General features: G+C 64.5%; 11 protein-coding genes. 2 read left to right on the forward strand and 9 right to left on the reverse strand.

The window, feature by feature from the left end:
• Position 1 precedes the first annotated feature (1 nt).
• The 8 genes from FW760_RS07135 to FW760_RS07170 all read right to left on the reverse strand — a co-directional run bounded on the left by FW760_RS07135 (position 2) and on the right by FW760_RS07170 (position 10,446).
• Entirely contained in the window at positions 2-898 is an 897-nt protein-coding gene (locus FW760_RS07135) for a peptidoglycan DD-metalloendopeptidase family protein (RefSeq protein WP_054916463.1), read from the reverse strand.
• Positions 899-1,083: 185 nt separating this feature from the next.
• Positions 1,084-1,992, reverse strand: a complete 909-nt coding sequence (locus FW760_RS07140) for a response regulator (protein ID WP_088513972.1) — start codon at positions 1,990-1,992, stop codon at positions 1,084-1,086.
• Between the two features lie 162 nt (positions 1,993-2,154).
• Entirely contained in the window at positions 2,155-2,919 is a 765-nt protein-coding gene (gene phoU, locus FW760_RS07145) for a phosphate signaling complex protein PhoU (protein WP_043861545.1), read from the reverse strand.
• Between the two features lie 56 nt (positions 2,920-2,975).
• Positions 2,976-3,809 carry a phosphate ABC transporter ATP-binding protein PstB gene (pstB, locus tag FW760_RS07150; RefSeq protein ID WP_043861544.1) on the reverse strand — a complete coding sequence of 278 codons (834 nt, stop codon included), beginning with the start codon at positions 3,807-3,809 and terminating at the stop codon, positions 2,976-2,978.
• 80 nt (positions 3,810-3,889) lie between these two features.
• Positions 3,890-5,560 carry a phosphate ABC transporter permease PstA gene (gene pstA, locus FW760_RS07155; RefSeq protein WP_116052422.1) on the reverse strand — a complete coding sequence of 557 codons (1,671 nt, stop codon included), beginning with the start codon at positions 5,558-5,560 and terminating at the stop codon, positions 3,890-3,892.
• Positions 5,561-5,577: 17 nt separating this feature from the next.
• Complete coding sequence (locus FW760_RS07160) at positions 5,578-7,866, reverse strand: ABC transporter permease subunit (RefSeq protein WP_043861542.1); 2,289 nt, start codon at positions 7,864-7,866, stop codon at positions 5,578-5,580.
• A gap of 138 nt (positions 7,867-8,004) precedes the next feature.
• The gene (locus FW760_RS07165) at positions 8,005-9,006 is read right to left on the reverse strand and encodes a phosphate ABC transporter substrate-binding protein PstS (RefSeq protein WP_043861541.1); all 1,002 of its coding nucleotides are present in this window, start codon (positions 9,004-9,006) and stop codon (positions 8,005-8,007) included.
• A 150-nt stretch (positions 9,007-9,156) separates the two neighbouring features.
• Entirely contained in the window at positions 9,157-10,446 is a 1,290-nt protein-coding gene (locus FW760_RS07170) for an MFS transporter (protein WP_043861540.1), read from the reverse strand.
• Positions 10,447-10,806: 360 nt separating this feature from the next.
• Between FW760_RS07170 and FW760_RS07175 the strand changes: the two genes are divergently transcribed.
• Complete coding sequence (locus FW760_RS07175; RefSeq protein ID WP_009402429.1) at positions 10,807-11,208, forward strand: acyl-CoA thioesterase; 402 nt, start codon at positions 10,807-10,809, stop codon at positions 11,206-11,208.
• Positions 11,209-11,280: 72 nt separating this feature from the next.
• Positions 11,281-12,177, forward strand: a complete 897-nt coding sequence (locus tag FW760_RS07180) for a D-hexose-6-phosphate mutarotase (protein ID WP_116052423.1) — start codon at positions 11,281-11,283, stop codon at positions 12,175-12,177.
• 104 nt (positions 12,178-12,281) lie between these two features.
• On the opposite strand, the gene FW760_RS07185 is transcribed toward FW760_RS07180, so the two are convergent.
• Positions 12,282-12,815 carry a DUF3299 domain-containing protein gene (locus tag FW760_RS07185; protein WP_043861581.1) on the reverse strand — a complete coding sequence of 178 codons (534 nt, stop codon included), beginning with the start codon at positions 12,813-12,815 and terminating at the stop codon, positions 12,282-12,284.
• Between the last annotated feature and the right edge of the window lie 29 nt (positions 12,816-12,844).

Raw genomic sequence — 12,844 nt, forward strand, 5'->3', positions numbered from 1 at the left:
CTTACGGGTTGCCGGCGGTAAAGCTCGGCAGCCCGCCGATGGGCTGGTTGAACTGGTACGGGATCGACTCCAGCGCCAGCCCCACGTTGCGCTGCACCACGAAATGCAGGTGCGGCCCGCTGCTGTTGCCGGTGTTGCCGGACCTTGCCAGCGGCGTGCCATAGGCCACCCGCTGGCCTTCGCTGACCACCACCGACCCGCGCATCAGGTGCAGGTACACGCCCATGGTGCCGTCGGCATGCAGAATCCGCACGAAATTGCCTGCCGGGTTGGTACCGCGCCCGCTCTGGGTGTTTTCCGTCTTGATCACCACCCCTGCCCGCGCCGCAATGATCGGCGTGCCTTCGGGCATGGCGATGTCCATGGCATAGCGGCCCTTGGGGCCGAAGTGGCTGTAGGTGCCATTGGGGCCCTGGGAGAGGCGGAACGGGCCGCCGCGCCAGGGGAACGGGTAGCGATAGGCCTGGGTGCGCTGGGCGGGGTTGCCCAACGTGTAGTTGAACTGCTCGCGGTAGCTGACCGGGGTACCGGGCTTGCGCGCACCGAGGGCAGTGAGCAGCAGTGTGGAACGGGCCGGTACCACCCGCCGGACGATGCGCGGCGCCAGGTTCTGCACGTTGCCCAGGCGCTCCAGGCGCAGTTCCACTTCGACCGGGGCGTGCAGCTCGTTGCGGGCACTGAAACGCACGCCGTCGGCGTACTTGCTGACCTGCAACTGCACCTGCTGGCCCAGCTGCTCGACCATGCGATCACGGAACACCAGTGCGCGAGCGCCGGGGCTGGGGCGATCGGAATAGGACACCACGCCGTCGGCGTCGGTGTTCTTGTAGATGGTCATGGCCCAGCTCGGGCCGGCAGCCAGCAACAGGGCGCAGAACAGCAGCAGGTGTGGCGGCATCGGTAGTGGCCATCTGACAGGTTAGCTGTGAGCAAGCCTAGCAGGGGAATATGGAGGGCGTGTTGCGGGGAGTGATGCGGGGTATGGCAGGCGATCAGTGGTGTGTCCTTCGCCGGCAAGGCCGGCTCCTACGGCTGTAGGAGCCGGCCTTGCCGGCGAAGAGGCTGCGAGCAGCAAAGGGCCTGTCAGGCCCCCGGCACGAAGTGCTTGAGCGCCGTACCGCGGGCAATCAGCCGCGACAGGTAGTCGAGCTTCTGCGCATCCTGATCGACAAAGCGGAAGGTCAGCTGCAGCCAGTCGCTGTCCGGCTTGGATTCCACCGCCACCACCGCATGCAGGTACCCGTTGAGCCGCGCGATCTCGGCATTGTCGCCCTGCTCCAGGTCCAGCACCGCGCCTTCCAGGATCTGCGGAAGCACTTCGCCACGGCGTACCACCAGCAAGGCTTCCTTCAGGCTCAGGGCCTTGATCACGCAGGCCTGGTTGCCGCTGGACAGGCGCAGCTGGCCCTGTCCGCGGCCCGCCGGCGCCGCCGCCTTGGCCGCGCCCGGTTGCGGCGCATTGATCAGTGGCTTGGCCGCCGCCACCGGGGCCGCAGCTGGGGCGGCCGGGCGCACGGTCTCGGCCTTGCCGCCGGTCAGGGCCGACAGCGAGTCATTGGCAAACGCGGAGGTGGCGCGGGTGGGCGCACTGGCCATCAGGGTATCGAGCTTGCCCAGCTTGGTCAGCGCCTTCTTCACCTTGGTCAGCAACTGCTCGTTGGTGAACGGCTTGCCGACAAAGTCCGACACACCGGCCTGGATCGCCTGCACCACGTTTTCCTTGTCGCCACGGCTGGTCACCATGATGAACGGCATGGCCTTGAGCGCTTCGTGCTGGCGGCACCAGGTCAGCAGCTCCAGGCCCGACATCTCGGGCATCTCCCAGTCGCACAGCACCAGGTCGAAACGCTCGCGCTCCAGCAGCACCTGGGCCTTGCGACCGTTGACCGCGTCCTCGATGACCATGCCGGGGAAGTAATTGCGCAGACACTTTTTCACCAGGTCACGGATAAACGGCGCGTCATCCACGACCAGAACACTGACTTTACTCATCGCCACTCCTTCAAGACCCGGCTAGCATAACGTTGACTGATGGCCATTTGCCAAGACTTCGCTCATGCCGGGGCTCCGTCAAATCATTCGCGGGTGCGTGCTGTTGCGCTGCCGCAAACGAAAACGCCCGGCCAAGGCCGGGCGTTCATTCTCGGGGCAGTCCTATTTATCGTCAGGTTTGCCCGGAACATTAGCTTTTTCGCCGTTGCCGTTGCCCTCGACTTCTTCCTTCATTCGCTTCAGGCCCAGGTGACGCACGTCGGTACCGCGCACCAGGTAGATCACCAGCTCGGCGATGTTGCGCGCGTGGTCGCCGATGCGCTCCAGCGAACGCAGCGCCCAGATCACGCTCAGTACCCGCGAGATCGAGCGCGGGTCTTCCATCATGTAGGTCACCAGCTCGCGCAGGGCGGTCTTGTACTCGCGGTCGATGGTCTTGTCGTACTGCGCCACCGACAGCGCCAGCTCGGCATCGAAGCGGGCAAAGGCGTCGAGCGCGTCGCGCACCATGTTGCGTACCTGGTCGCCGATGTGACGCACCTCCACGTAGCCGCGCGGCGACTCGCCTTCTTCGCACAACTGGATGGCGCGGCGGGCGATCTTGGTCGATTCGTCGCCGATGCGCTCCAGGTCGATCACCGACTTGGAGATGCTGATGATCAGGCGCAGGTCCGACGCCGCCGGCTGGCGCCGGGCCAGGATGCGCACGCACTCCTCGTCGATGTTGCGTTCCATCTGGTTGATCTGCTCATCGACTTCGCGCACCTGCTGGGCCAGGCCCGAATCGGCCTCGATCAGCGCGGTGACGGCGTCGTTGACCTGTTTCTCGACCAGGCCGCCCATTGCCAGAAGATGGCTGCGAACCTCTTCAAGTTCGGCGTTGAACTGCTGGGAGATGTGATGGGTAAGGCTGTCTTTGTCGATCATGAGAAATCCTTGGCGCGTCCGGTAAGTGCTGTCAGGCGGCGTTCAATCGTTGAATCCTAGCCATACCGACCGGTGATGTAGTCTTCGGTCTGCTTCTTCGCCGGGTTGGTGAACAGGGTGTCGGTGTCACCGTATTCCACCAGCTTGCCCATGTACATGAACGCGGTGTAGTCCGAAACCCGCGCGGCCTGCTGCATGTTGTGGGTCACGATGACGATGGTGTACTTGGACTTGAGTTCGTAGATCAGCTCTTCGACCTTGAGCGTGGAAATCGGGTCCAGCGCCGAGCACGGTTCGTCGAGCAACAGCACCTCTGGCTCCACCGCGATGGTACGGGCGATCACCAGGCGCTGCTGCTGGCCGCCGGACAGGCCCAGGGCCGAGTCGTGCAGGCGGTCCTTGACCTCCTCCCACAGTGCGGCGCCCTTGAGTGCCCACTCCACGGCTTCATCCAGTACACGCTTCTTGTTGATGCCCTGGATGCGCAGGCCGTACACCACGTTTTCGTAGATGGTCTTGGGGAACGGGTTGGGCTTCTGGAACACCATGCCCACGCGGCGGCGCAGCTCGGCCACGTCCTCGCCCTTGCGGTAGATGTTGTTGCCGTCGAGGTTGATCGCGCCTTCCACCCGGCAGCCGTCGACCAGGTCGTTCATGCGGTTGAAGGTGCGCAGCAGGGTCGACTTGCCGCAGCCCGAGGGGCCGATGAAGGCGGTCACGCGCTGCTTGGGAATGTTCAGGCTGACATCGAACAGCGCCTGCTTCTCGCCGTAGAACAGGCTCAGGCCCGGCACTTCGATGGCCACGGTCTCGTCGGCCAGCTGCAGGCTCTGCTTGGTGCGACCCAGGGCGGACATGTCGATGCCGTGGGTGTGGGATTCATGCTGCATGGTAAGACTCCATACGCTATCAATTTCGTTTCATCGTACCGCCCGGCACAACACACGGGCGGCGCTTGCAATAAGGGGTATTAGCTATCCAGCGCCTTGTACTTCTCGCGCAGGTGGTTGCGTATCCATACCGCCGAGAGGTTGAGCGTGGCGATCACCATCACCAGCAGCAGCGCGGTGGCGTACACCAGCGGCCGTGCGGCCTCGACGTTGGGGCTCTGGAAGCCGACGTCGTAGATGTGGAAGCCCAGGTGCATGATCTTCTGGTCCAGGTGCAGGTACGGGTAGTTGCCGTCCACCGGCAGCGACGGCGCCAGTTTCACCACACCCACCAGCATCAGCGGCGCCACCTCGCCCGCGGCACGGGCCACGGCCAGGATCATGCCGGTCATCATCGCCGGGCTGGCCATCGGCAGCACGATCTTCCACAGCGTCTCGGCCTTGGTCGCACCCAGGGCCAGCGAGCCCTCGCGCACGGTCCGCGGGATCCGCGCCAGGCCTTCTTCGGTGGCCACGATCACCACCGGTACCGCCAGCAGCGCCAGGGTCAGCGAGGCCCACAGCAGGCCCGGGGTACCCAGGGTCGGCGCCGGCAGTGCTTCGGGGAAGAACAGGTGGTCGAGCGAGCCGCCCAGCACGTACACGAAGAAGCCCAGGCCGAACACGCCGTAGACGATCGCCGGCACGCCGGCCAGGTTGTTCACCGCGATGCGGATCAGCCGGGTCACCGGGCCCTGGCGGGCATATTCACGCAGGTACACCGCCGCCAGCACGCCGAACGGGGTGACGATCACGGCCATGATCAGGGTCATCATCACGGTGCCGAAGATCGCCGGGAAGATCCCGCCCTCGGTGTTGGCTTCACGCGGGTCGTCGCTGAGGAACTCCCACACCTTGGCGAAGTAGGTGCCCAGCTTGGTGAAGTTGTTCATGGCGTTGGGCTGGTAGGCGTGCACCACCTTGTCGAGGTTGATCTCGACTTCGCGGCCATTGCCGTCACGGGCCACCAGGCTGTCGCGGCTGAAGTCCTGGTGCAGCTTGCCCAGGCGGTCCTCGATGGCCTTGTAGCGGTTGTTCAGCTCGGCGCGCTCGGCATCCATGTCGGCCTGCGCTACAGGGGTCAGCTTGCCTTGCAGTTCCAGCTTGCGGGCTTGCAGGCGCAGGCGCTCAAGGCCATGGTTGATCGCACCGATGTCCTTCTTCTCGAGCTTCTGCAGCTCGTCGGCCAGGCCGGCAGCACGCTTGAGGCGTGCCTGCAGCTCGTTCCAGGCGGCCTGCCCTTCGGCAACCACCTTGCCGTTTTCCTTGACGCTGACCAGGTAGCCGTAGAAGTTGCCCCACTCGCGGCGCTCCAGGGCGATCAGGTCGACCGGCTTCTGCTGGTCCACCAGCCAGTCGCCGACCACCCAGGTGAAGTCACTGCCGTTGAGGTCGCGGTTGCCGACCTTGATCAACTCGCGGGTCATGAACTCCGGGCCGTTGTCGGGTACCGGCAGGCCGGCCCCCTTGAGGCGTGCCAGCGGCACCTCTTCCTTCTGCACCACTTCGCCGATGACGATGTGGTTGGCCTGGCCCGGCACGTTGTAGCTGGCCTGGATCAGGTCGGCCGGCCAGAAGTGCGCCAGGCCGCGCACGGCGATCACGGAGAGCAGACCGATGGTCATGATCACCGCGATGGACACCGCGCCACCGCTTATCCAGACGCCAGGGGCGCCGCTCTTGAACCAGCTCTTGAGGGAATCCTTTTTCACGGATCTCTACCTTTCTATCAAAGCGACGAGTATTTCTTGCGCAGACGCTGGCGAATCAGCTCGGCCAAGGTGTTCATCACGAAGGTGAACATCAGCAGCACCAGCGCGGCGAGGAACAGCACGCGGTAGTGGCTGCCACCGACTTCCGATTCGGGCATCTCCACCGCGACGTTGGCCGCCAGGGTGCGCATACCTTCGAACAGGTTCATTTCCATGACCGGGGTGTTGCCCGTGGCCATCAGCACGATCATGGTTTCACCCACCGCGCGGCCCATGCCGATCATCAGCGCCGAGAAGATGCCCGGGCTGGCGGTCAGGATGACCACGCGGGTCAGGGTCTGCCACGGCGTGGCGCCGAGTGCCAGCGAGCCCAGGGTCAGGCTGCGCGGCACGCTGAACACGGCGTCCTCGGCAATCGAGTAGATGTTCGGGATGACCGCAAAGCCCATGGCGATACCGACCACCAGGGCGTTGCGCTGGTCGTAGGTGATGCCCAGGTCATTGGTGATCCACAGGCGCATGTCGCCGCCGAAGAACCAGGTTTCGAGGAACGGGCTCAGGGTCAGCGCACCCCAGCCGGTGAACAGGATCACCGGGATCAGGATCGCCGCTTCCCAGCCATCCGGCACACGCAGGCGGATCGACTCCGGCAGGCGGCTCCAGATGAAGCCGGCCAGCAGGATGCCGAACGGCATCACCACGAACAGGCTGAACACACCGGGCAGATGCCCTTCCAGGTAAGGCGCCAGGAACAGCCCCGCGAAGAAGCCGAGGATCACCGTGGGCATCGCCTCCATCAGCTCGATCACCGGCTTGACCTTGCGGCGCATGCCCGGGGCCATGAAGTAGGCGGTGTAGATCGCTGCGGCAATCGCCAGCGGTGCGGCCAGGATCATCGCGTAGAACGCGGCCTTGAGCGTACCGAAGGTCAGTGGCGACAGGCTCAGCTTGGGCTCGAAGTCGGTGTTCGACGCGGTGGACTGCCAGACGTACTTGGGCTCGTCGTAGTTCTCGTACCAGACCTTGCTCCACAGCGCGCTCCAGGACACTTCCGGGTGCGGGTTGCGCAGGCTGGCCGGGATCAGCTTGCCGCCCTCTTCGACGAACAGGCGGTTGGCCCGTGGCGACAGTGCCAGCACGCCGGCGCCTTCGGCCATCGGCTCCACCAGCAGGGTGCGGTGCGCGGTGCTGTGGAACACGCCGAGCTTGCCGCTGGCATCCAGTGCCACGAAGCCCTTGCGGCGCTCTTCGGCATCGATCTGCACGATCGGCGCCTTGCCCATCTGGAAGGTACGAATCTGCTTGAAGCGCTGCTCGCCGTCCGGGTCGCGGGCCATGAACCACTGGGCCAGGCCACCCTTGGAGTCACCGATGATCAGCGAGATGCCGCCCACCAGCTGGGCGCTGGCGGTGACTTCGGCATCGGCGTCGTCGAGCAGCTTGTAACGACCGTTGAGGCTCTTGTCGCGCAGGCTGAACACATCGGCCTGGGCCCGCCCGTTGATCACGTACAACCACTGCTGGCGCGGGTCGATGAAGATCGCCTTGACCGCCTCGGTCATCTGCGGCAGTTCGATGTGGTTCTGCTCGCTGGTGACTTCGCCGGTCATCATGTTTTCTTCGCGGCTCAGTTGCAGTACCTGCAACTGCGCACCGCTGGAGCCGGCCACCACCAGGGTGTCGCCATTGACGTTCAGGCTCACGTGCTCCAGCGCACGGCCCGAATCGCCGAGGGCGAACGGTTGCTGGCCATAGGGGTAGTCGATGGCCGGGGTGATGGTCTTGTGGTTGTCCGGGTAGGTGATCTTGTAGCTGTGGCTGAACACCAGTGCCTGGCCGTTGGACAGGCCCAGCACCACCAGCGGGTTGCCCGGCTGGTCGGCGCCGATCGAGGTCACCTGGGTGCCGGCCGGTACCGGCAGGTCGACACGCTTGAGCTCGGCACCGGTCTTGGTGTCGAAGAACAGCGCCTGCCCCTTGTCCGAGACGCGCATGCCGACCAGGTTCTGCTCTTCGAGCGCGATCATCAGCGGCTTGCCGGCGTCCTGGGTCAGCCAGGCCGGGGTCATGGCCTTCTTGGTGGTCAGTTCGGCGCCTTGAAACAGCGGCACCACCACGTAGGCCAGGTAGAAGAAGATCAAGGTGATCGCCGCCAGCACGGCGAGCCCGCCCACCAGTACATACCAGCGGGTCAGGCGGTCCTTGAATGCACGCAGGCGACGCTTGCGTTGCAGCTCGGGCGTATTGAAATCAATCCGCACGGGGGGAGAATTTTGGGTCATGGTGGAGTTGGCCAGATCATTCATGCGCTCACCCTAGCGGTCCCGTATGACAAAAACATGACAATGCAGTGACGCAAAAAAGCCCGCCGCTCAGGCATGCCTGGCAGCGGACTCGCAATTTGCAGCGCGGCCCGCACAGATGCAGGGCGCGCCCGTTCACACTCAGTTTGCAGCGACGCCTTTGGCGGCGTGGTTCAGGCCCAGGTCGGCCAGCGCTTTCTCGGCCACTTTGGCGGGCAGCGGGATGTAACCGTCTTTCACCACGACCTGTTGACCGGCCTGCGACAGCACCAGCTTGACGAACTCGGCTTCCAGCGGGGCCAGAGGCTTGTTCGGGGCCTTGTTGACGTAGACGTAGAGGAAACGCGACAGCGGGTAGGTACCGTTGAGGGCGTTGGCTTCGTTGTCTTCGACGAACGCGCCGCCTTCCTTCTTGGCCAGGGCCACGGTTTTCACGCTGGCGGTCTTGTAGCCGATGCCCGAGTAACCGATACCGTTCAGCGAGCTGCTGATCGACTGCACGACGGACGCCGAGCCAGGTTGTTCGTTGACGTTAGGCTTGAAGTCGCCTTTGCACAGGGCTTCTTCCTTGAAGTAGCCGTAGGTGCCGGATACCGAGTTGCGACCGAACAGCTGGACCGGCTTGTTGGCCAGGTCGCCGGTCACGCCCAGGTCGCCCCAGGTTTTCACGTCGGCCTTGGCACCGCACAGGCGGGTGGAGGAGAAGATGGCGTCGACCTGAGCCATGGTCAGGCCCTTGATCGGGTTGTCCTTGTGCACGAACACGGCCAGGGCGTCGACGGCGACCGGGATGGCGGTCGGCTTGTAGCCGTACTTCTGTTCGAACGCCTGCAGCTCGACGTCTTTCATCTTGCGGCTCATCGGGCCCAGGTTGGCGGTGCCTTCGGTCAGCGCGGGTGGCGCGGTGGAGGAGCCGGCGGCCTGGATCTGGATGTTTACGTTCGGGTATTCCTTCTTGTAGGCCTCGGCCCACAGGGTCATCAGGTTGGCCAGGGTATCGGAACCGACGCTGGAGAGGTTGCCCGATACGCCGGTGGTTTTGACGTAGGTCGGAATAGCAGGATCAACAGCGGCAACTGCGTTGGCAGTCGCAACGCCAGCGGCGGCAAAGGTCAGGGCCGCCATCAAACGCTTCAGTTTCATGCCTTACTCCTAGCAGGAATTGGGGGTAGATGGATCGGGCCCAAGTATCTGCAGGCCGTATGACTACTCTATGAACTGAATGTGACAATTAGATGAAAGGCCATCACCTCGTTCGAGGGATGGCCTTTATAGCGGACGCGGGGCGGGGTTTCAGCGCTTGGTGAGCAGCAGGTAGATGCCTACCAGCAGGCCCAGGGTGCAGATGCCGGCGACATAGTAGGCCGGGCCGAGCGGGCTGAACTTCATCAGCGAGGTGACCATGATCGGGGTCAGGCCACCGAAGATCGCGTAGGCCAGGTTGTAGGAAAACGACAGGCCGCTGAAACGCACCACCGGCGGGAAGGCGCGCACCATCACGTAAGGCACCGCACCGACGATGCCCACGCACAGCCCGGTAACGGCGTACATCGGGTACAGCCACTCAGGGTGCGCCGCCAGGTTGTGGTAGAAGCTCCAGGAGCTGGCCAGCAGCGCCAGGCTGCCGACGATGAACACGCGCCCGGCGCCGAAGCGGTCGGCCAGGCGCCCGGCCACGATGCAGCCGATGCTCAGCAGCACGATGGCCAGGCTGTTGGCCTTGAGGGCCTCGGTGGCGCTGATGCCGTAGAGGGTCTGCAGCACGGTCGGGGTCATCAGGATGACCACGATGATGCCGGCCGACAGCAGCCAGGTCAGCAGCATCGACAGTACGATGGCGCCACGGTGGTCACGCAGCACCGCGCGCAGCGGCACTTCCTCGGCCAATGCCTTGCGCTGCTGCATCTCGGCGAACACCGGGGTTTCGTGCAGCCAGCGGCGCAGGTACACCGAAAACAGGCCGAACACGCCGCCGAGCAGGAACGGGATCCGCCAGGCGTAGTCGCTCAGTTGCTCGGGGGTGTATACGGTGTTGATCAGGGTCGCGACCAGCGAGCCGAGCAGGATGCCCGAGGTGAGGCCCGCCGTCAGGGTGCCGCAGGCGTAGCCGATGTTGCGCGCCGGCACGTGTTCGGACACGAACACCCAGGCACCCGGCACTTCACCGCCAATGGCGGCGCCCTGGATCACGCGCATCAGCAGCAACAGGATCGGTGCCCACATGCCGATCTGCGCGTAGGTGGGCAGCAGGCCCATGATCAGGGTCGGCACGGCCATCATGAAGATGCTCAGGGTGAACATCTTCTTGCGCCCCAGCAGGTCGCCGAAGTGGGCCATCACGATGCCGCCCAGCGGGCGCGCCAGGTAGCCGGCAGCGAAGATGCCGAAGGTCTGCATCAGGCGCAGCCACTCGGGCATGTCGACCGGGAAGAACAGCTTGCCCACCACCGCGGCGAAGAACACGAAGATGATGAAGTCGTAGAACTCCAGCGCCCCGCCCAGGGCGGAGAGCGACAGGGTCTTGTAGTCACTGCGGGTGAGCGGCCGCGAGGGCTGCTCTATGGAGGGGGGCACGGAGGTCATCGAAGCGTCTCTTATTGGCAAATCAGGCCGCGGCAGCGCTGGCCCCGGCCTGTCAGGAGGTCGAACGATAGCAAATTGTTCGAAAAAGCACATGGATCGACATAATCGGGGCAGATAATCATGACCGCATGGTCGTCGCCCCACGCGCGGCTCTATATACTGGCCGCTCGTATCAAACGGTTACGCCTTGTGTGGGATGTTGTGCGAAAACGCCGCTAGGTATGCTTAGTCGGTTTCGCAGAGTTTCCCTTCGCCGCACGGCAGAGCGAAGCAGCGTAGTATGTTCGTGCTGAATCGTTTTTCGCGGCGTCCGCACCAGCGCAAACCAACGAAGCGTTACGGGTCAGAGGCACCCCCGGCATGATTGAACTCGAACAAGAAGATCCTATTCCGCAAGGCGACCTGGCCTTGCAGATCACCGCATTGCCCCGTGAAACCAACGGTTTCGGCGATATCTTTGGCGGCTGGCTGGTCGCCCAGATGGACCTGGCCGGCACGGCCATGGCCAGCCGAGTCGCGGGCGGGCGCGTCGCCACCGTGGCGATCGACCGCATGGCCTTTCTGGTGCCGGTGGCGGTGGGCGCGCAATTGTCCTTCTATACCCAGACCCTGGAAATCGGCCGCAGCTCGATCCAGATGATGGTCGAGGTGTGGAGCGACGACCCGCTGAGCAGTGAATGGCGCAAGGTCACCGAGGCGGTGTTCGTGTTCGTCGCCATCGACGGCAGCGGCCGCACCCGCTCGGTGCCGCCTCGTCGCTGAGCCTGGGGCGCGCTAAACTCGAGGGTCTGCGCGAGGTCCAAGACCTCGTAGGCCACCCTTCGAGAGCAACGCATGTCCACATCCAAGGTAGAAGTCGAACAGCATGGCGAGCTTGCCTGCTGGCGTATCACCACGCCTCGCGCCGAGCTGCTGATTGCCCAGCAGGGCGCACAGGTGCTCAGTTACCAGCGCGTGGGCGAGCCGCCGCTGCTGTGGCTCAGCGATCAGGCGATCTTCAGGCAGGGCAAATCGGTGCGCGCCGGTGCCCCGGTGTGCTGGCCCTGGTTCGGCAACCTGCAACGCAACCCAGCGGCCGTACAGGCCATGTTCCACGGCGCCGAGGCCCCGGCCCACGGGCTGGTGCGCGGGCGTGACTGGCAGTTGCTGGGTATCGACAGCAGTGCGGATTCGGTACGCGTGGACTTCACGCTGCCCCAGGCGTTGGGAGAGCTGCCCGGCTGGCCGCACACGGTGGAACTGAAACTGAGCATCGTGCTCGGCGAGGAACTGGCGCTGACCCTCGACAGCCACAACCTGGGCAATGGCAGCGTCACCCTCAGCCAGGCGCTGCACAGCTACTTTGCAGTCAGCGACGTGCGTGGCGCGCGGGTAGAAGGCGTGGACGGGCTGGCCTACATCGAGACGCTGGCAGACTGGGAGCAACGCACCCAGCAGGGCGACCTGGGGTTTGCCGGGGAAACCGACCGCATCTACCTGCAGGCACCTGAGCGTCTGAGCGTCGTCGACCCGGGCTGGAACCGGCGTATCACCCTGCGTACCCAGGGTTCGCGTTCGGCGGTGATCTGGAACCCATGGGTGGACCGCGCCGCGCAGCTCACGGACATGGCCGATGACGGCTGGCAGCGGATGCTGTGCATCGAGACGGCAAACGTGTGGGATGACGTGGTGGAACTTGCGCCCGGGGCGACCCATTCGCTGAGTGTCAGTATCGGCAGCGAACCGCTCTAGACCGCTATCGCGGGTCAAGCCCGCTCCCACCGGGCATTGCACTGATCATGAGGGCAGCACTGTACCTGTGGGAGCGGGCTTGACCCGCGATGCAGACGGCGCGGTTACAGGTCGGAGTCCTCCACAACCCTCACCTTCCCCGCATCCAGCGCATACGCCGCATCGGCCAGGTCATTGCTGACCTTCTCCACCTTCAGCGTGCCGCTGACCCACAGCGGCGTGTAGATATCGTCCAGCTTCAGGCCATGGGGATAACGCACCAGCACCAGCTGGTTGGGCGGCGGTGGCGGTACATGGATGCAGGCGCCCGGATAGGGCACGAGGAAGAACAGCGTGCTGTTGCCCTTGGCGTCGGTTTCCAGCGGCACCGGGTACCCGCCCAGACGGATCTGCCTGCCGTTCATGGCAGCCACCGTCTTGCTCGAATACATCACCGCCGGCAGGCCCTTGCTCTGCTTCAGGCCACCCTTCTCGGTAAAGGTACCCATCGCCTCGGGGGAGTTGTGGTCGATCTCGGGCATCTGCTCCAGCGCCTTCTGGTCCGACTTGGGCATCAGCTCCAGCCAGTCGGTCTCGGGCAGCTCGGCGCGAGCCAGGCCACTACACAGCAACAGGGTAAGCAGTACGACTCGGCGCATGAAAAAAAGCTCGGCAACTGACGGAAAGT

It is taken from the genome of Pseudomonas sp. 1176_21 (genome assembly GCF_052850635.1).